Origin of the sequence: Kushneria phyllosphaerae, from assembly GCF_900312995.1 — a bacterium.
Lineage (GTDB): Bacteria > Pseudomonadota > Gammaproteobacteria > Pseudomonadales > Halomonadaceae > Kushneria > Kushneria phyllosphaerae.
Map to the genome: position 1 here is coordinate 509,025 of NZ_ONZI01000001.1, position 18,346 is coordinate 527,370.

The 18,346-nt window shown below is 61.7% G+C and carries 14 protein-coding genes; 4 read left to right on the forward strand and 10 right to left on the reverse strand.

The window, feature by feature from the left end:
• Positions 1-30: 30 nt before the first annotated feature.
• The 4 genes from KSP9073_RS02205 to KSP9073_RS02220 all read right to left on the reverse strand — a co-directional run bounded on the left by KSP9073_RS02205 (position 31) and on the right by KSP9073_RS02220 (position 3,829).
• On the reverse strand, positions 31-456 hold the full coding sequence (locus KSP9073_RS02205) for a Rid family hydrolase (RefSeq protein ID WP_108841316.1): 426 nt from the start codon (positions 454-456) through the stop codon (positions 31-33).
• Positions 457-539: 83 nt separating this feature from the next.
• Positions 540-1,679 carry an ornithine cyclodeaminase family protein gene (locus KSP9073_RS02210; RefSeq protein ID WP_108841317.1) on the reverse strand — a complete coding sequence of 380 codons (1,140 nt, stop codon included), beginning with the start codon at positions 1,677-1,679 and terminating at the stop codon, positions 540-542.
• A gap of 159 nt (positions 1,680-1,838) precedes the next feature.
• Positions 1,839-3,281, reverse strand: a complete 1,443-nt coding sequence (locus KSP9073_RS02215; RefSeq protein WP_108841318.1) for a sigma-54-dependent transcriptional regulator — start codon at positions 3,279-3,281, stop codon at positions 1,839-1,841.
• The gene (locus KSP9073_RS02220) at positions 3,278-3,829 is read right to left on the reverse strand and encodes a heme NO-binding domain-containing protein (RefSeq protein WP_165814124.1); all 552 of its coding nucleotides are present in this window, start codon (positions 3,827-3,829) and stop codon (positions 3,278-3,280) included. The genes KSP9073_RS02215 and KSP9073_RS02220 overlap by 4 nt, the downstream gene beginning before the upstream one ends.
• 375 nt (positions 3,830-4,204) lie before the next feature.
• On the opposite strand from KSP9073_RS02220, the gene KSP9073_RS02225 reads away from it, so the two are divergent.
• Genes KSP9073_RS02225 through KSP9073_RS02235 form a run of 3 tightly spaced genes read left to right on the forward strand, consistent with a single transcriptional unit; the run spans position 4,205 to position 8,057 of the window.
• Positions 4,205-5,413 (forward strand): polysaccharide biosynthesis/export family protein, encoded by a 1,209-nt coding sequence (locus KSP9073_RS02225; RefSeq protein WP_133240969.1) that lies wholly within the window; start codon positions 4,205-4,207, stop codon positions 5,411-5,413.
• A complete protein-coding gene (locus KSP9073_RS02230) occupies positions 5,410-6,822 on the forward strand; it encodes a GumC family protein (protein ID WP_108841321.1) in 1,413 nt (470 codons plus the stop codon). The genes KSP9073_RS02225 and KSP9073_RS02230 overlap by 4 nt, the downstream gene beginning before the upstream one ends.
• 35 nt (positions 6,823-6,857) lie before the next feature.
• A complete protein-coding gene (locus KSP9073_RS02235; protein ID WP_207771387.1) occupies positions 6,858-8,057 on the forward strand; it encodes an O-antigen ligase domain-containing protein in 1,200 nt (399 codons plus the stop codon).
• Between the two features lies 1 nt (position 8,058).
• Here the strand turns inward: KSP9073_RS02235 and KSP9073_RS02240 are convergent, their stop codons facing one another.
• The 4 genes from KSP9073_RS02240 to KSP9073_RS02255 all read right to left on the reverse strand — a co-directional run bounded on the left by KSP9073_RS02240 (position 8,059) and on the right by KSP9073_RS02255 (position 12,596).
• Positions 8,059-9,093: a glycosyltransferase family 4 protein gene (locus tag KSP9073_RS02240; RefSeq protein WP_108841323.1), complete on the reverse strand. Its 1,035-nt coding sequence runs from the start codon at positions 9,091-9,093 to the stop codon at positions 8,059-8,061.
• Positions 9,090-10,082 carry a glycosyltransferase family 2 protein gene (locus KSP9073_RS02245; protein WP_207771388.1) on the reverse strand — a complete coding sequence of 331 codons (993 nt, stop codon included), beginning with the start codon at positions 10,080-10,082 and terminating at the stop codon, positions 9,090-9,092. Before KSP9073_RS02245 ends, KSP9073_RS02240 begins: the two co-directional genes overlap by 4 nt.
• A gap of 304 nt (positions 10,083-10,386) precedes the next feature.
• Complete coding sequence (locus tag KSP9073_RS02250; protein WP_165814125.1) at positions 10,387-11,316, reverse strand: glycosyltransferase family 2 protein; 930 nt, start codon at positions 11,314-11,316, stop codon at positions 10,387-10,389.
• On the reverse strand, positions 11,313-12,596 hold the full coding sequence (locus KSP9073_RS02255) for an oligosaccharide flippase family protein (RefSeq protein ID WP_108841325.1): 1,284 nt from the start codon (positions 12,594-12,596) through the stop codon (positions 11,313-11,315). The genes KSP9073_RS02250 and KSP9073_RS02255 overlap by 4 nt, the downstream gene beginning before the upstream one ends.
• A gap of 354 nt (positions 12,597-12,950) precedes the next feature.
• On the opposite strand from KSP9073_RS02255, the gene KSP9073_RS02260 reads away from it, so the two are divergent.
• Positions 12,951-14,384, forward strand: coding sequence for a WecB/TagA/CpsF family glycosyltransferase (locus tag KSP9073_RS02260; protein ID WP_243409078.1), 1,434 nt, complete (start codon positions 12,951-12,953; stop codon positions 14,382-14,384).
• Here the strand turns inward: KSP9073_RS02260 and KSP9073_RS02265 are convergent.
• Together KSP9073_RS02265 and KSP9073_RS02270 are read right to left on the reverse strand one after the other, a co-directional pair.
• The gene (locus KSP9073_RS02265) at positions 14,378-16,072 is read right to left on the reverse strand and encodes a response regulator (RefSeq protein ID WP_108841326.1); all 1,695 of its coding nucleotides are present in this window, start codon (positions 16,070-16,072) and stop codon (positions 14,378-14,380) included. The two genes, KSP9073_RS02260 and KSP9073_RS02265, sit on opposite strands and share 7 nt — an antisense overlap.
• Entirely contained in the window at positions 16,069-18,276 is a 2,208-nt protein-coding gene (locus tag KSP9073_RS02270; RefSeq protein WP_165814126.1) for a hybrid sensor histidine kinase/response regulator, read from the reverse strand. Before KSP9073_RS02270 ends, KSP9073_RS02265 begins: the two co-directional genes overlap by 4 nt.
• Positions 18,277-18,346 lie beyond the last annotated feature (70 nt).

Below are 18,346 nucleotides of genomic sequence, written 5' to 3' on the forward strand. Positions count from 1 at the left end.
GGGCATTCGGGTGGGGCGCCGAAGGCTTTCTCACTGAGCGGAGGTGTCGATCCGGTGAACCTCGGCGCGGCCGGCGCCACGGTAGGCGGTGACTTCCAGCTCGACCTTGTAGACCTCCGAGCCCAGCGGCGGGCAGGTCACGGTGATGACCGGGTCGATGCCGCGCATTGTCTGGCCGAAGAGCGTCATGACGGTTTCCGTATCGGCCGGGTTCTGGATGAAGATTTTTGCAGACACCACGTCGGCAAGGTCGCTGTCGACGGCGGACAGTCCGCGTTCGATGTTGGCAAACACCTGCTTGAGCTGTTCGCTGACATCTTCCGGGATCTCCCCGGTGTCCGGGTTACGCCCGGCGGTGTTGGAGACAAGGATCCAGTTATCAACAGCTACCACGCGGGAGTAGCTGGCGTGTTCCTCGAATCGGGAACCGGTCTTGACCCTGGTAATCGTGCTCATGGTTGAACGCTCGCATTGATGTCGGTGATAGGCGGGCGCACCCTAAGGCAGGGCGCCCACCGCAAAGTGCAGGAGGCAAGGCATTATTTCAGCGCGGGTTGCTCCCACAGGTTGAGCTTGACGCCGATGCCTTCTTCTACCGCCCTGCGGTAGACGACCGTGGCCCAGGCGACGTCCTCGACCGGCATGCCGCCGACCGACATCATGATGATCTCGTCGTCATTCTGACGCCCCGGGCTGTCGCCGGAGACGATGGCGCCCAGGTCCTCGAGCGCTTCGGCCCTGAGGGTGCCGGCGTGAATCATGTCCATGAACTTCACGCCGATCAGCGGGATAACGTTATGGGCGGGTTTGGGCACCTCTTCGTACCAGGCCTCATAAAGGCCGGTGTCATCCAGCACCTTGCGAATCTCGGGCGCTTCCATGCCGGCATCGAAGTCACACGGCGCGGGCATCGCCAGAAAGGCGCCGGGCTTGACCCACTCGCGCCTGACCATCGGGTAGGTCTCGGGGTTGCCGACTTCGCCGGAGGCGCAGTAGGTCACGATGTCTGAATCGCGCACCACGGCTTCCTCGGAATCGACGACCTCAATGTGGGTGACCTGCGGATAGTGTTCCTTGAGCCAGTCCACGAAGGCGTTGATGTTTTTGTCGCCGCGGCCTTTCACCTTGACGGTATCGATCTGCGGACAGACGGCCATGAATGCCGCCACGCTGGTGCGCCCCATCACGCCCGGGCCCAGCAGGCCGATGACGCGGGAGTCCTTGCGCGCCAGATGGCGGGCGCCCACACCCGGCACGGCGCCGGTACGGTAGGCCGACAGCAGGTTGGCCGACATGTAGGCCAGCGGTGCGGCGGTGTCCGGGTCGGTGAGCGTGAACATCAGGATCGAGCGCGGCAGGCCCTTTTCCCGGTTGGCGATGTTGGAGCCATACCACTTCACACCCGAGGTACAAAAGCTGCCGCCCAGATAGGCCGGCATCGCCATCATGCGACGGTCGGCGCTCGGTTTGGGCATGGTGGGAAAAGGCGACGATTCCGGAAACACGATCATCGCGCCGTGGGAGTCGTTGTTGGGCCCGGCCATGCGATAGTCACCGATGTGAAGCAGATGAAAGACCTCCTCCATGGTGTCGACGCAGGCGGCCATGTCGGTGACGCCGGCGCGGATCATGTCCTGCTCGGAGAGATAGATGAAATCGATTCTGGTGTTGTTGTCCATTGTGCGGCCCTCGGCGAGTGCTTTCGAATGTGATGTCTCGCATGGTGCGTCTGATCAGGCGCGGGCGTTAGCTCAGATCGGCAACCAATGAGGGGCCAGGACCAAGGTAGAAGCGTGCGATGATGCATGAAACGGATCACATGGCGCGCTGGTGTGGTGTCAGACCTGCGTGGAAGCCTGTGCCCAGCGCTCCAGCTTGCGATACAGCGTCGAGGGACTCAGGCCCAGCGCTCGTGCGGCGCCCGGTACGCTGTGGTCGTGACGCGCCAGCGCCCTGTCGATGATGCGACGCTCGATCTCGGCCAGCGTCAGGCCATCCAGGGCAGCCAGCGGATCAGCGAGGCTGTCGGCAGAAGGCGGTGAAGAGGGCCCAAAGAGCATCAAAGGCGTCTCGATAGATGGCTCGCGCGAGATGTCGGCGGTGGTCACGGGAGTCGCCAGCAGCGCTCCGAGCGAGAGCGTCGTCCCACTGCTCATGACCACGGCGCGGCGAATCACGTTTTGCAGTTCGCGGACGTTGCCCGGCCAGGGGTGCTGCTTGATCTGTTCGCTGGCCTCACCGTCCAGGGGGTCAAAGGTTCTCCCTTCCTCCTCGGCAAAACGTTCCAGAAAATGCTGTGCCAGCACTACGACATCGTCACCGCGCTCACGCAGGGGCGGCAGTTCGATGGGCAAAACCGAGAGGCGATAGAACAGATCCTCGCGAAAGCGCCCTTCTCTGACCTCAAGGGCCGGGTCGCGATTGGTGGCGCAGATAACACGAACATCGACCGCTTCAGGCCGACTGCTGCCGACCTTCTGAATGGTGCCGGTCTGCAGAAAACGCAGCAGCTTGACCTGCAGCTTGAGATCCATTTCACAAATCTCATCGAGAAACAGGGTGCCGCCGTTGGCCTCGCGAGCGGCGCCGTCACGGTGTTCCAGTGCTCCGGTAAAGGCGCCCTTCACATGACCGAACAGCTCCGACTCGAGCAGATTTTCAGGGATGGCACCGCAGTTGATGGCCACCAGCCTGCCCGAGCTGCGAGGGCTCAGGGCGTGAATGGCTTCGGCCGTGACCTCCTTGCCGGTGCCGCTTTCGCCGGTAATAAAGACGGTGGCCTTTGAGGCGGCCACGTTTTCCACCGCACGATAGACCGCCTGCATGGCGTCGGAGGCGCCGACAAAGCCCTGAAAACGGTCGCGTCGGCTGATCCGGCGCACCTGTTGCACTTCGCGTTCCAGCATGCGGTGCTGACCGGCGCGCACCACCGTGGTGGTCAGGCGTTCCGGCGCGGTTGGCTTGACGAGGAAATCGTGGGCGCCGCAGCGCATGGCCTCAATGGCACGGTTGATGGAGCCATCGGCCGTGATCACGACCACGCTTGAGTCGCGCACCATCTCGGGTCTGGCCTTGAGAAGCTCAAGGCCGTCGCCGTCCGGAAGCCCCAGATCCAGCAAAATGACATCAAAGGGCTGCGGGCTGCGGATCAGCTGCTGACCCGCTTCGGCGCCACTGGCGGCCATGTCCACCTGACAGCCGGCGGCCTCCAGCTGGCCGGCATAGGTCAGTGCCAGCGAGACGGTATCTTCGACAATCAAAACGCGGGGGCTTTCGGTCATGCATTTTCCTCGAAGATGGATGAGCGTATCACGAAGCTGGCGTGCTGCGGCGTGCTGCCCGGTTCCCATTCAACCTGACTGTCTTCACCATAGAAGGCAAGACATTGCTGTATTAGTCCACAGGCAATATGCGCGAAATGGCGATGGGAACGATAGACCACCCGATAGCCATCCTCACACTCCTCGGTAGTGACATCCGGCGGTGTCGCGCCTGGATGGATGGCCTTGACCTCCTCGTGGATATGGCTGCCGACATGATCAAGCAGATCACGCGCGCAGTGGTAGTGCCTGAGCAGATGGGGATATTTTTTTTCAAACTGCAGCAACAGAAAACGCCCAAAGGCTTCGCATAGCGCGCCGGTCTCGATACCGGTCAATTCGCTGCCTGCGGTCACCAGGGCTTCAGCATCCTGACTGGGGTAGTTGCCGACCCCGGTAAACGCGGCGTCATGAGACAGGGCGGCGCGGTCAATGACCTGCTCGGTGCCGGCTTCCCCGAGTTGTTCGTCCATGAAATGAAGCAGCTCGACAAAAATGATGCCTTTCATGAGGCGCTCTCCCGAGGCAAGTGAAAACCGGTTCAAATGGACCAGTGAACGAAGGTCGTTGTCCTGTTCAAGCAACATGAATGCCAGGTCTGCACAGACCCCTGTCATCAGCGCCGTTAAGCCCGTTTTCCTGAAACACATGCATCAAGAATAATGTAATGTTCACGACAAATGATTGCGAAATGCAATGATAAATATCGCGTTTTGCAACGATTGTCGCAAAACGCGACGTCTTTAGGTTCCTGTCCCTTCAACACACGTTATCGGCCGTTCAAAAGCCTGTTTTGAGGATGGAAAAGGGCTCTTTTCCGGCACTCTCGGAGGTCTTTTGGATTTTCTAATAAGACCTGGGCGCGTTCACCGGGGGTAGGCAGCATGATTGCCATGGGCAAAATGGTTCGCATGATGGGGGGCCTGATGATCGGGGCCGGGCTGCTGAGTGCCTGCAGCTCGGCGCCCTCACCTGACAATGCACCTGACGCCTTCTGGATGCCGCATCAGGAAAGAGACACTTCTACGACATCATCCTGCGTGCCGACAGGCCTGCCGCCGTTGGCGGCGGCCGACCATGTGCCCTCCGAGCGCTGGATGAAGGCTTCTCAAAAGCTGGCGGCGGGTGATCGTGTCCGTATCCGTGTGGTGGGCGATGAGGATCGGCTGTCAGGTCTCTATCGACTCGACGACCGGGGAAGACTCTCCCTGCCGGGCCTGCCACCGCTGGAAAGTGCCGGCCTGTCGCTTGAGGACATCGAGACCCGACTGGGTGAGCGTCTTGTGAGCGAGGGCCTGATCCAGCCGCTGGCGCGAGTGGTCGAGATCAGCCTGGTCGAACAGGCCGGTTTGCCGATTCCGGTCAGCGGCGCGGTATTTTCTCCCGGTACCGTCGAGGTCGGGGCCCGTTCGGCAGAGGAGCGTCTTGTCGCCGGTGAAGGCATCCTCAGCGGAGATGCCAATCCCGAGCGCAGCGTCAGCGCGGCCATTCGTAACGCAGGTGGTCTGCGCCCGGATGCTGATCCCGGTCATGTTCGAGTGCTGCGCGGCGATCAGTGGACGGAGCTTGATCTGACCGGGCTGATTGAAGGCCGTCGCTTTGTCGATTTACAGGTCTCTCCCGGCGATCGTATTCAGGTGCCCAGTACCGGCTGTTTCAACGAGCAGCTGGTGCGCCCCGGGCCGCTGACACCGCCCGGTGTCAGGGTTTATATGTCCAATCTCTCCAGGCCGGCGGCCAGCAATGCAAGCTCTGCCATCGGCAAGGAGGCAACCAGCCTGCCCTATGGCACCCGGCTGCTGCAGGGGCTGGTCTCTGCCAACTGTGTGGGTGGCTCGGCCATGAGCGCGCATCGCCAGGCCCTTTTAATCTCCACCAACCCCATCAATCAGAAAAGCGTGGTGATCAAGCGCGATGTCGAGGGCATGCTGGCCAGCGCCGGCCGTGATCGCATCAACCCCTTTCTGATGCCCGGCGATGCCATTGCCTGCTACGACAGCCGCATGATGAACGTGCGTGACGCCATCGCCATGTTTGGTAATGCGCTGGGATCGGTCTCCACCGCTATCCTGCTGGAGGATCTGGCGCAATGAGCCATGAATCGACCCTGGCCGAGCGCCGCCTGCTGAGGCTGTGGCGGCTGATACGCGACGGTCTGCCATCGCCGGGGCGCTACCGACGCTATATCGTCTCCGTCGCGCCCTTTTTGATCGGGATCTGGGCGCTGACGGTGTTTTATATTGTCGCCGCGCCGGTCAGTTACAAAAGCGCCATGACCCTGATTCTGCCCGGATCCGGCGCTGGCGGGTCAATCAACCTGGCGTCGATCGGCCAGGCCATGTCCCAGACCAGCTCGGCCTTTTCCAGCCCGACGCTGAGCCCGACCGAGAACTACAAGCGACTGCTGGGCGCTGATCTGACCCTGCAGCGGGGGGCCGAGCGGCTGGAGGATGGCAGCGACGCCCTGCCCAAACCCACCATCAAGCTGGTCGATCAGACCAACCTGATCATGGTGTCGATCACCGGCAGCACGCCGGATCAGGCCCGCGAGCGGCTGGAGGCGCTGCGCCATGCGTTTTTAAACCTTTTGGACAGGCTGCGCGAGGATGAAGCCGTCAAGCGCGAGGCTGCCGATCTGCTGCGCCTGGATGAGCTCGAGCAGAAGCTGCAGCAGGCCCAGCTACGGGTGTTGCAGTTTCAGGGCGAGACGGGGCTCGCCACGCTGGATCAGTTCAATCAACGCCTGGGGCGGGTGGATGCCCTGCAGATCAGTGAAGAGCAGCTGCTGCGAGACGCGGGGCGTGAAAACGCTCGCCTTGAGCGACTGGCCTCACTGCTTGGGCTCTCCGAGGCACAGGCCCGTCACGCCCAGCTTTTGAAGGCCGATCCGCTGTTTCAGTCGCTGTTAAAAAGCTATGCCGATGTGTCGACGCAGTGGACGCAGGCCCGTGCCACGCTGGGCGATCGCCACCTGCGCATGACCGAGCTGGGTGCCGAGCGTGACAAGCTGCGCTCGGCACTGGTCGAGCGCGGCAGGGCCCTGACCGAACTGTCATTGAGGGCACTGAACGATTTTGTGGATCTGGCGGTCAACGGCAGCCGCGAGCGGCTGATGGATGAGTGGATGAGCTCGGCCGGTGTCAGCGCCGGGGCTGGTGCCGCACTTGAATCAGTACGTGAGCAGATTCATCGCAGCAGCCGTGAAACAGATCGGCTGGTCCGTGAGGCCGCGCGGCTGTCTGATCTGATGCGCGAGCAGCAGGTAGCCGAGGCGGTTTTCTCCTCGGCGCTGGCGCGTCTGGATACCAACAAGTCGGACCCCTTCGCCTCTTACCCGCTGGTGCAGACCTTTGAACCGCCTTCCCTGCCGGATCGTCCGGCCTCGCCCTCTGTCAAGCTGGCGCTGGCCGGGGCGATCGTGGCTTCCATGATGATCATTATGGGCTTTCTTCTGTTGTGGCTACGTCAACCAATTATCCAGTTACTGCTGCCGAAAAAATAATCTCTGTTGCCATCCAGAGCACCTGGCTGCTCTGGATGATCGGTGGGTTATATATCGCCGGGCCGGCATTGAGCTGGATTCTGGCGCTGATGGCGGCCATCACATTCTATATTGCGCCGGCGCTGCCGGCCGACTCGCGCCCGCCCCCGCTACACCCGGCGATCTGGATCTGGCTGCTGGGCATGCTGGCCATGCTGTTGATTCTGATCGCCGGGCATCAGCTCAACGAGCTGGGCACCGGCAAGACCATCAAGTCTTCCATCGGCTGGGCCAAGGGATGGGCGCTGCTGGCCCTTTTCCCGCTGGCCGGGGCGGCGCTTTCCATTCGCCCTGAAGTGATCTATCGGGCTGTCTGTCGGCTGGGGCTGCAGACCCTCTTTCTGATGCCCTTTTTTTTGGTGGCGCCCTCTATCGGGCTGCCGGGGCTTTTGTATGTGTCGCCTCTCAAGGTGGTCGGCGGCTCGGGGCCGGAATACTTCGCGGTGATTCTCTATACGCTGGAGCCTGGCGCCGGCACGCCGCGCTGGCAGTTCTTTGCGCCCTGGTCGCCGGCAGCAGGGATGATTGCGGTCGTCCATATTCTCTGTGCTCTGGAGGAGAAACATCGGGGCTGGCGAGTGGTGGGCGTGATGGCCGGGCTTTTGCTGGCGCTTTTGTGTCAGTCGCGGCTGGCACTGGTGGCCCTGGCGATTGTCTGGCCGCTGGCCTTTGCGTTCAGCCGGCTCAAGCGCGCATGGCTCTGGTTTACGGCGGCACCGGCGATTTTTCTTCTGGGGCTCTTTGCGCCTCAAATCAATATTCTGGTAGAAACTGCCATCGATCGCTTTACCGGCGCGCGAGCCGACTCCAGTCGAGTAAGAGCGGCGCTTGGACGTATTGCCGTAGAGCGCTGGCGCAATGAGGCGCCCTGGTTCGGTCATGCCGTGGTCGAAAACGGCCCCCACCTGGTGGAGTACATGCCGATCGGTAGCCATCACAGCTGGTTCGGTCTGCTGTTCGTCAAGGGGCTGACCGGGGTGGTCGCTCTGGTACTGCCCATGGCGGCCAGCATGTGGATGGCGGCGCGACTCTCTGTTGATCAGGCCGTGGGCCGTGTCGCGCTCTCCATGCTGCTGACACTGACGCTCTACAGCTTCGGCGAAAATCTCGAAATCCTGAGCTATCTCTACTGGCCAGCGTTGGTGTTGGTGGGCATTGCGGCGCGTGAGGCTGCCCTGCGTCGGCAACGGGGCTGACTTACGCCGGCCGTGTGCCCTGTAAAAGCCTTTCGGCGTTTTGATGGGGGCATGGTGCCAACAGCTCGCGCCAGGCTGTGGTGCGCTCTTTCACCAGATCAGTGACCGACGAGCGCCCTGCGTGACCCATGCAAATCAGCTCAATGCCGGTCATCTCCTCCAGGCGGTAGCGCAATCCGGTGGGCGAATCGAAGTCCACCAGATATCCGGCCTGACCGACCTGCTCTGGCAGCCCGTCCACATCCGATACCAGGATGGGGCGACCGGCCTGGCGTGCTTCGGTCGCGACCAACCCCCAGGCTTCCCAGCGCGATGGAATGGCAATGACATCACACTGTTCCAGAAACTCTGCCCGACTGCTCACCGGCCCGGTGAAATGGATATGGGGTGCTTCCCCGGCGATCTTGCGAAGCGTGTCCTCAAGCGGCCCGAAGCCGCCTACGCGCAGCTCAAAGCGTTTACTGTCCAGCGCGGTAAAACGCTCGATCAAGGCCTCCAGCCCCTTCTGCTCGCTGAAGCGACCATAGGCACCCACGACCAGCGGACGCTGGCCGCGCCAGTCCGACAGCGGCAGGTGCTCCAACGCTTCGGTCGGGCTCCAGGGCGGAATGACACACAGTCGCCGCGCCGGGACGCCGACCGCCTGATGCAACCACTGGCGTTGGGCCTTCGAGACCGCGACCACCCGCTCGAAAAAGCGATAGTACAGTGACAGCATGCGGCGAAAGCGCCAGCGGTGCGGTACACAGCGCGCCTCCCAGGCCGCGGTATAGCTGTGTTCAATATGCATCAGCCGGGCATTCCGGTAACGCCAGCGCAGTGCTGCCATAAAGGGCAGCGCCCGCCACCGCGGCGAAAAGTGCGTGATGATGATATCGGCATCGATCTCCGGTACGCGACAGCCTTCCGGGTTGACCTGGCACACGCTGGATTCAATGACCTCGGCCAGGGCCGCCTGTTCAAAGATCGCAAGGGCCTGGGTGACGCCACCGAGCGAGAGATCGTCAAGCAGATGAACCACCTTTAGCTTCTTCATGCGATGTCTCCTGTTTGCTGGCGCCGAGCGAGCAGCCTTTGGAAGGTGGCCTGCGGCAGCCAGCGGGCGGCCACGGCGGCCAGAGCCGTCTCCAGAGTCTTGAGCGGGTCACGCCAGAGCAGGGCCGGACTGGTGTGAAGGGCCTGACAGGTCAGCGAGAAGGCAAAACCGCCATCCTGAAGCTGTACTGCTCGACGGGCCAGGTAGCGCAGCTGATAGGCGCGGGCGAGCTGGCCGTATTTCTTGATCAGCGCGGGGGCATAGCTGCCGGCCTTGTCGACCGCCTGCTGCCAGCTGTCGAACTGGCGGATGATGTTGGCAGAGAGCCCGCCCTCCACGATGCGGTAATCCACCAGCAGACCACTGATGCCTTCGAACACGCAGCCGGCGCCGGCGCTCATTCTCAGCCACATTTCGATGTCCTCGGACTGGCGGAAACTCTCGTCGAACCAGCAGGTACGTCCCGGCTCTTCGGGATGAGCAAAGGCGACGCGGTCCAGCGCGCTGCGCCGGATGATGGCGGCCGAGCCATTGCCTACCGGGTTGCGGGTCAGGATATGGTGAGGACGCACGCCGGCCAGCCGGGGGCGCTGCGCAATGCCCAGTGGCTGCCCATCGCCATCGATCAGCCGTGAACCGCTGTAGCTGACATCCACCCGGTCATTGGCATTGAGATGAATGAAGTGCATGGCCAGGCGAGTGGCGTGCCAGCGATCATCGGCATCCAGCAGGGCGATGTAGCGGCCTCGGGCGGCGGCGATACCGGTATTGCGGGCTGCGGCCAGTCCGCGATTGCGCTGGCTTAGGATACGAATGCGCGCATCCTGAAAGCCTCGGCAGATGGCCAGGCTGCCATCGTGACCACCGTCATCGACAATGATCAACTCAAAATCCTTGAAGGTCTGCGCCAGTACCGACTCGATGGCCTCGGCCACAAACTGCTCAACGTGGTACACCGGCATGACAACGGAAAAGATGGGCGTATTCATGGCACTGCTCCTGTTTTTTGATCACTCTGTCTTTTAGGTATCAAAAAGCGTGCCAACTTTTTAAAGCCTTCCATTTCAATGGGTTATGATCTTCAAGAAAAGAGGTGGTGCAGATTGCAACGGTGCGGCGTTTGCCAGACTTTGCATATTGCAAAGGTTGTTGCGTATTGCATGATTTTGATGAGCCTGCATGAAGCGACATCGTGAAACGCCACACGGCGCCGCCCCTTCCGGGGCGGCGCCGTGTGATCAGCGCTGACGCAGTCGAACAGGTCCAGATCAAACAGGTGCAAGTCGCACGGGGTCAGGCGAACAGGCGCTGGCGCAGCGAGACCGGCAGCATCGGGCTGATCATCGCGCCCAGCAGGGTCAGGCCGCCGCGGCGATAATCCTGCAAAAAGGCGTGAGGCGAGGTTTTGACGCCTTCGCAGGCAAAGTGCCAGGCCCGACTCGGCGAGCTTCCTGCACGCAGGGCCCGACGGGCCAGATATCGGCAGTAGAGCGCGCGCGCCGGGACGATATCGAATCGGTCGGCGTAGTCTTCGACCAGCTGTTGCCAGCCGCTGTACATGGCTTCCAGATTGGTGGACAGACCTTCTGGTGACAGGCGATAGCCTACCAGAACCTGATCGAGTCCCATGACGTGTCCATCTTTGGCGATGGCACGGGCGAGCCACTCCTGATCCTCGGCATACTGCATGCCATCGCGGAAAGTGACGCCTTTTTCCCAGAAGGCACGGCGTACCACCAGGTTGGAACAGGTGCAGACCGGGTTTTCACCCAGCGCCTGAACAAGCGTCAGACGGCCTTCCGGTACCGTGGAGCAGGTGGCCGCCGTTTGCAGGGTGTCGTGCTCGTCGGCCAGAAAGGCGATGCCGGCATAGCTGACATCCACGCCGGGATGGCGCTGATGAAACTGCCAGTGCTGCTCGAGCTTGTGTGAGTCCCAGAGATCGTCGGCGTCCATGAAGGCAATCCATTCGCCCCGTGCCTGTGCCGCACCGCGATTGCGGGCGGCTGAAACCCCCTGGTTGGACTGATGGATGACCCGGATGCGAGCGTCATGTCGAACCCAGCGCGCCAGACGGTCAGCGGTGTCATCGGTCGAGCCGTCATTGATAAGCCAGACTTCGAAATCGGCCAGGCTCTGGGCCAGGACGCTACGAAGGGTCCTGTTGAGTTCGGCGCCAGCGTTGTAGACCGGAATAACGACGGAAAATTTTGGCGTGTTCATGCGCATACCCTCCTTGCGATAACCGTGTGCTTGTCGTCATGGCGACGATAGATGGCATAAAGGGAACCCGGGATCAAAATCAGTGCCAGTCCGCCGACGTAGGCGGCTGCGGCCATCATCAGGGTGGCGCCGGAGAAGGCCAGGATACCGCCCAGTGCGGCGGCAGCGGCCAGGCTGGTCATGAGGGCTTCGGCGCCCGGTGTGTTGTTGGCCCGCAGCCAGGCACTGGCCACGGCGGCAAAAATCATCGGCACGCCACCCAGTGCCAGAACGGCGACCAGCGGGGCGGCGTCGCGCCACTGCTCGCCAAAGACCAGCGGGACATACCAGTGGGCCAGCCCAACCTGAGCGGCCAGCACCGGCAGAAAGAGCACCAGCCCCAGCATGAGCCCCTGACGGCAGCGACGGCGGCGAGCCATGGCATCCGGTGCGGCGCTGAGACGGGGAAACAGCACCTGACCCAGCGCGACAATGAAAGAGGTCGTCATGCCAAGGCCTGCATTGAAGGCAAAGTAATAGATCCCGAGTGCCTGAACACCGAAAAAGGCCCCGATCAGCAGCTTGTCGAGCTGGGCACGGGCGGCATTGGTCATCTCGCAGACCAGAATACTGGCACCAAAGCCGATGAAGTCGCGCCACGGGGCAAGACCTGCTTCAGGGCTGGAGGCCCAGCGACGCGCGCGGCGCATGCCGATCAGCCACAGGGGGGCGGTCAGAAGCTTGGGCAATACGATGGCCCAGGCGCTGGGCCAGATCAGTACCAGTCCCAGGGTCAGCAGATGATCGGCGATGGTCTGGCCTGCCGCGATGGAGGCGATGGTGGCAAAGCGTTCTTCCCGCATCAGCAGAAAGGCCTGCACCAGACCACCCGGCATCAGAAGATAGACGCCTGACAGGATGGTCAGCATCCGGGCGATGTCATGCATGCCGGCCAGCGCAAGGATGCCTGACAGCATCAGCTGTACGGCGCAGACCATCAGACACCACAGCCAGAAAAGCCGATGTGCGGTGTTGCAGACAGCGGCCAGGCTGTCGTCGTCGGCAGCAATGATGCGCTGGCCGATACCGGCGTTGGCCAGCACCCGGACAATTTCAAACAGGCTGAGGGCCAGGGCTGCCAGACCCATGATGGTGGGAGACACCTGACGGGCGATGACCACGATGGTCAGAATCCTGACCACCCGGGTGGCCATTTCGGCACTGCCAAAGGCGGCCAGCCCTCGGCTGAGCTGCTTCATGTCGGCACTGAGAAGGCCACGATAGCGGGCGAATGGAGTCATGAGAAAGGTCCGTTGTGTGTCGTTGCCTTTCCTCTAACATTTTTCGTGCCAACTCCATTAAATCTTCAAGCTTTCAAAAGATTTACATTTTTTTTATGACGGGCGACGACAGATGTTTTTCAGCGTTTCGCGTATTGCATGGATGTTTTGTTGCATAACGCAAAGATTTTAAGCATTTCGCTTTTTGCATATTTGCAATATGCGATAAATAACTGGAATTTCGAACATAAACTTTACGTCCATACGTGCTTTTGAACTATAAGAAACTGTTTGATAACAATTTTTACAAATTGGCACGGTTTGTGAATTAACTCCGGTGACAAGCACACAGGCCCATCGGAGGCGACCATGAACATGTACGTCAAACCCATCGAGCAGATCCATACCGCCATCCCCTTCACCGGCTCCCGGGCCATGTCTTCGGCCGTGGCAACCGCGCCGAAGTGTACGACCCTGTTCGGGCTCGAACTGCTGGCAGCAACCCGTGAAGAGGCCGTCGCCCGCATCATGGTGATGGCATCCTCTCGACAGCGAAACACGGTTAACTTCGTCAATGCTCACTGCATCAACGTGGCCGCCAGGGATGCTACCTATCGACACCACCTTCAGAGCTCCGATCTGCTTCTGCCCGATGGCAGCGGCATGCGGCTGGCCTCGAAACTTGCGCGGGCCCCGCTGGGTGACAATCTCAACGGTACCGATCTGTTCCCGCTGCTGTGCGAGCAGGCCGCTGCACGGGGATTGCCGCTGTATCTGCTGGGCGGCACACCGGGCACGGCCGAGCGCGCAGCGCACGAGATGCAATCCCGCTACCCGGCACTGATCGTTGCCGGCACGCAGCATGGCTATTTCGATCATGATCAAAACGATGATGTCATCGGTGCCATCAATGCGGCCGGTCCGGCGCTCTTGTTTGTCGGCTTCGGCGTACCGGTACAGGAAAACTGGATTGCCGAACATCGTCAGGCCATCGATGCGTCCGTGGTGCTGGGGGTCGGGGGGCTTTTTGACTACTACGCGGGTAACGTTGTGCGGGCACCGGCGCTGGTGCGTCGGGTCGGCTGTGAGTGGGGCTGGCGGCTAATGCAGGAGCCGCAGCGTCTGGCCAGTCGCTACCTGATTGGCAATCTGCTGTTTATCCTTCATGCCCTTGTTTATGCCACGACCCTCTGGGTACCGTCCGGTACCGGCTATCAGCTGCTCAAGCGTACGCTGGACATCATGATCTCGGTCATGGCGCTGGTGATGCTTTCCCCCCTGCTGTTGATGGTGGCCTTGATCATTCGCGGTGAGGATGGCGGGCCGGTGATGTTTGCCCAGCAGCGCATTGGTGCCGGTGGCCGGCCGTTTACCATGCTGAAGTTTCGCTCCATGGGTGTGGATGCCGAGGCCCGGCGGGCGGCGCTGGTCGCTCAGAGCGAGCGTGATGGTGTCTGCTTCAAGATGAAACGCGATCCGCGCATTACCCGGGTCGGTTACTGGCTTCGCAAGACGTCGCTGGATGAGCTGCCCCAGCTGATCAATGTGCTGCGCGGCGAGATGTCGATCGTGGGGCCGCGTCCGGCGCTGCCCGAAGAAGTGGTCACCTATGCCGGTGCCAGCTGGCAGCGACTGATGGGCAAGCCCGGCATTACCTGCACCTGGCAGGTCTCCGGACGGGCAGACATCCCCTTTGACCGTCAGGTGATCATGGACATCGAGTATCTGTCCCAGCGCTCGCTGCGCCGCGATATCATGCTGATCCTCCAGACCGTGCCGGCTGTCCTTGCCAGCCGGGGTGCCTACTGAGATGAGGTCATGGTCTGAAACAGGGCGCGGGCGTGAGTGATCACCGCCGCGCCCTGTTGTTGAATACTTTTCAATAGTGGTTCTGCTTTCTCAAACGGTGTCTGACGAAAGGCCACCACACTCTCCAGCAGTCCGGTCGCACCAAAATTGCCTGCCACGCCCTTGAGACTATGTGCTGCCCGCTGCAGTCGGTCGTTATTGCTCTCATGAAAGGCCGAATCAAGCTCTTCCACCAGTCGCTCGATATCGCCGATGGCGGCCTGCAGCAGCAGCTCGCGCCTGTCGGCCGGCAGGGCGCCGAACAGGGACAGGAAATGCGCTTCATCCAGTGCCGCCTCAGGCACCCGGGAAGCCTGCGGGGGCGATGCTGGAACATCGTCGACAGGCGGTGTTGAAGACAGCATGTGCTGACGCATCAGAGCTGCCAGCTGCTGGCGATCCACCGGCTTGTTCAGCGCCGCCGAGAATCCCTGATCGATCAGGCCCACCAGTTCGCTACGACGCGTATGGGCCGTGACCGCAATGATGGGCAGACTCGCCAGTCGCTCGTGGGTACGGATGATCGCAACGGCCTCGTTGCCGGACATTCGCGGCATCATGATGTCCATCAAAACACCGTCAAAGCGCTCGGCGAGCACTTTTTCCACGGCTTCATCGCCATCGGTGGCCTCTTCACTGCGACAGCCCATGACGTCGAGCATCTGACACAGCACCAGACGGTTGGTCTCGATGTCATCCACCACCAGCCATCGCGGGGCAGAATTCGGCTCAAAAAGCCGGGCAGGCAGTGAAGACGCCTCGGGTAGCTCGACGTCTGTCGGCGGCCCGGTCAGTGATGTATCGGCATAGGCCAGATCGACGATTTTCTCGATGTGGCGGTGCAGCTGTGTCGATGCCTCGCGGGCGATGGTCAGCCGCTGCGCCTGATCGCGGTTGAGCTCGCCCAGAGAGAGCAGGTCAAGCATGCCCAGCAGGCCGTTGAGCGGCGTTCGGATCTCGTGACTCATGGCCTGCAAAAATTCGCTTCTGGCCTGGTAGGCCTGTTCGGTAGCGTGGCGGCTCTCCCGAAGCTCGCCGCTGAGACGGGTCAGCTGACGAACGCGACGCTCGGCCACCAGGCCCAGCGCTCGCTCGCGACGCTCCGAACGGCGTTGCTCGGTGATGTCCTGTATGGTGCCCAGTAGATCCTCGACATTGCCCAGCTCATCCTGCTCGCAGGCGATAACGCAGCGCAGCCAGCAGGTCCTGCCGTGGCGCAGGATGCGAAGTTCGTATTCCCGATCCTCATCAAGGGGGCGCAGCGACTGTAGCGTTTCGACCAGCGCCATCACCTGGCCGCGGTCAAGGCGATGCGCCTTGTCAAGAAAGGTCTGGCTGTCGGGTCGATGGCCCTCATCCAGCCCCATCAGTTGCTGGAACTCGGGAGACGCCGAGAAATTCCCGTCGCGATCGATGTGAAAGCTCGCCATTTGAGCGGTGCGCTGTGCCCGCAGCAGCAAACGGCTTTCCCGGTTGAGCCGCTTTAGAAGATCACCTTCGCGTGCCATAAGCTCCCGATTGGCGTGCCAGAGCTCCCGGTTACGCTGCTCGAGAATGGTTTCTGCCTCTTCTCGTGCCGACTCCGAGCGCTGCAGGCGTCGCCTGAGTCTGGCGATCACTTCGGCGTCGGCAGCAGGGTCATCTCTCATGACCTTTCCTCCTTGCTTTCTGACGTCCCGCCCGAGGACGCCTGCTCGGCGGTCAGTGCGGCGATCAGCGCGGCGATCAGCGCGGGCGCCAGCAGATCCATGGCGCGATCAATAAATGAAGCCCACGCCTGCGCCGCTGAGCCGCCCCGTGACAGCGTGTTCGTCTCGGCATGTGCCCGATCGGCATCTCCAAGGCGTAGCGCCTCATGGATCCGGCGCAGTCCCCGGGAAGTAGCCTCATCCGAGAGTGGCAATAATGGTTCAAAGCCTTCGCATCGGTTGTGCCAGCGCTCCAGCAGCGGCGGCAACAGCGACAACAGTCGCTCGCGATCCAGCGGCTTTTCCAGCACATCGTTGAAGCCGGCCTTTTTCATTGTCAGCCCTACCTCTGCCTCCTGATGGGCGGTGTAACCCAGCACCGGGATATCGCACCAGGGGGGCGGCAGATGGCGGATCAGCCGAGTACAGGTATATCCATCCAGCAGTGGCATCGAGCCATCCATCAGCACGGCATCGAAGCGCTCGCTGCAAAGGGCGAGCAGGGCGTCAAAACCGTTTTCGGCGCTCTCGCAGGTGGCGCCCATGGCGTTGAGCTGGCCTTCTGCTATCAGACGATTGGTGGCGACATCATCCACCACCAGCAGGTGGGGCGCCGCCTGTGTTTCCCCGGCATGCAGGTGCCGATACCCTTCGGCCGGCGGTGTGGCCGGTGGCGCGTCAGTGGACGGCAGGGGAACGCGCAGCCAGAAACGACTGCCGGCGCCGAGGGTGCTCTCGACCCCCACCGTGCCGCCCATGGTCTCGGCAATGCGTCGGCAGATGGAGAGCCCCAGTCCGGTGCCGCCATAGCGGGTTGCGATAGAGCTGTCAGCCTGGTGAAAGGGCGTAAACAGCCTCTGCTGAGCTTCGACGGTGATACCGATGCCACTGTCACTGACGCTGATCAGAAGGTCCTGGAGGGTTGTGTGCTGTAGCGAGAGCCTGACATGGCCGACCGAGGTGAACTTGATGGCGTTGGAGAGGAAGTTGGAGACGATCTGTTGCAGCCGAACCGTATCGCCCATGACCCAGACAGGGCCATGCACGTCGCGTTCCAGCACCAGGTTTTTCTCGCGGGCGTTGGCCAGAAACAGATCGGCCGTGGCGTGCAGCGTGTCTGCCAGGTCAAACGGCGCGGTTTCCAGCTCGATCCGACCGTTTTCCATTCTGGCGTGATCGAGCACATCGTTGAGCGAGGTCATCAGCGTTCGAGCGGCGCTTTGCATGGCACGAAGCAGTCGGGCCCTTTCACCGTCACACGATTCGAGCTGCAGGGCATTGATCATGCCGATAATACCGGTCAGGGGCGTGCGGATTTCATGGCTGACGGTCGACAGCAGCGTCATGTTGGCCTGCGCCGCGGCAATGGCCTCATCGCGCGCCGCGATCAGCCGGCGCGTGGCCTGACTCTCGGTCGTGCGGTCATGAAGCACGCCAAACAGGGCCACGGCTTCCCCCCGGTCGTTGAATTCTGGGCCGCCCTTGACGTCCACAGCCCTCAGGGAGCCGTCCGGGCGCTGCAGGGAGGCGCGAAAGGCAAAGCTTTTCTGCTCGGCGATGGCCTCTTCCAGCAGCTCCTCGATGTGGGGGCGATCCTCGACGCTGTAGGCCGTCAGGGCATCCTCGAGACCGAGGCTCTCATCATTCTCGTCAAAGCCATGAATGTGATAGATCCCTTGTGACCACTGGGTCGTTCGTGTCGCCAGATCCAGCCGCCAGTGACCCAGGCCGGCGCGCTGCTCGGCTTCACGCAGCGTACGCAGGCTCTCCTGTAGTTTCTGTTCGGCGTCGAGCGGGTCGGTGATATCAACCAGGCTGACCATGAAAACACTCTCGTCATCTACCTCGGACGGCAGATACTCCACCTTCATGTCGATCCAGAAACAAGGACCGTCCGGACGTTGACGCGCATATCGCTGGCTGATGACACGACGTTCCTGTCTGGCCTGGTCCAGAATGGCGTCGTGATCGCAGGAGGCGACTCGGCACTCCGGCAGAATGTCGAACAGATGCTGGCCCAGTGCCTGTGACGGCGTGACGTCTGCGATCTGCCAGGCACCGGCACTGCCCAGGGTTATCAAGCCGTGTCGGTCCAGCATCAGCAAGGCGTGATGCTGCATGCGGCTCAGCAGATCAGTGCTCAAGATATCGCTGCCGTTGTGCATGGTGGCTCCCTTGTCTCGGCGGTATCGCCTCCATCCTGGGGCGGGTGTCAGCGATAGGCCCGTATTTTTG

What these genes read in the sequence shown, in the direction of transcription:
- KSP9073_RS02255 (WP_108841325.1), bottom strand. Translation starts at nt 12,596, where the DNA reads ATGACTCCATTCGCCCGCTATCGTGGCCTTCTCAGTGCCGACATGAAG.
- KSP9073_RS02210 (WP_108841317.1), bottom strand. Translation starts at nt 1,679, where the DNA reads ATGGACAACAACACCAGAATCGATTTCATCTATCTCTCCGAGCAGGAC.
- KSP9073_RS02265 (WP_108841326.1), bottom strand. Translation starts at nt 16,072, where the DNA reads ATGAGAGATGACCCTGCTGCCGACGCCGAAGTGATCGCCAGACTCAGG.
- KSP9073_RS02240 (WP_108841323.1), bottom strand. Translation starts at nt 9,093, where the DNA reads ATGAAGAAGCTAAAGGTGGTTCATCTGCTTGACGATCTCTCGCTCGGT.
- KSP9073_RS02270 (WP_165814126.1), bottom strand. Translation starts at nt 18,276, where the DNA reads ATGCACAACGGCAGCGATATCTTGAGCACTGATCTGCTGAGCCGCATG.
- KSP9073_RS02220 (WP_165814124.1), bottom strand. Translation starts at nt 3,829, where the DNA reads ATGAAAGGCATCATTTTTGTCGAGCTGCTTCATTTCATGGACGAACAA.
- KSP9073_RS02245 (WP_207771388.1), bottom strand. Translation starts at nt 10,082, where the DNA reads ATGAATACGCCCATCTTTTCCGTTGTCATGCCGGTGTACCACGTTGAG.
- KSP9073_RS02235 (WP_207771387.1), top strand. Translation starts at nt 6,858, where the DNA reads ATGATCGGTGGGTTATATATCGCCGGGCCGGCATTGAGCTGGATTCTG.
- KSP9073_RS02215 (WP_108841318.1), bottom strand. Translation starts at nt 3,281, where the DNA reads ATGACCGAAAGCCCCCGCGTTTTGATTGTCGAAGATACCGTCTCGCTG.
- KSP9073_RS02225 (WP_133240969.1), top strand. Translation starts at nt 4,205, where the DNA reads ATGATTGCCATGGGCAAAATGGTTCGCATGATGGGGGGCCTGATGATC.
- KSP9073_RS02250 (WP_165814125.1), bottom strand. Translation starts at nt 11,316, where the DNA reads ATGAACACGCCAAAATTTTCCGTCGTTATTCCGGTCTACAACGCTGGC.
- KSP9073_RS02205 (WP_108841316.1), bottom strand. Translation starts at nt 456, where the DNA reads ATGAGCACGATTACCAGGGTCAAGACCGGTTCCCGATTCGAGGAACAC.
- KSP9073_RS02260 (WP_243409078.1), top strand. Translation starts at nt 12,951, where the DNA reads ATGTACGTCAAACCCATCGAGCAGATCCATACCGCCATCCCCTTCACC.
- KSP9073_RS02230 (WP_108841321.1), top strand. Translation starts at nt 5,410, where the DNA reads ATGAGCCATGAATCGACCCTGGCCGAGCGCCGCCTGCTGAGGCTGTGG.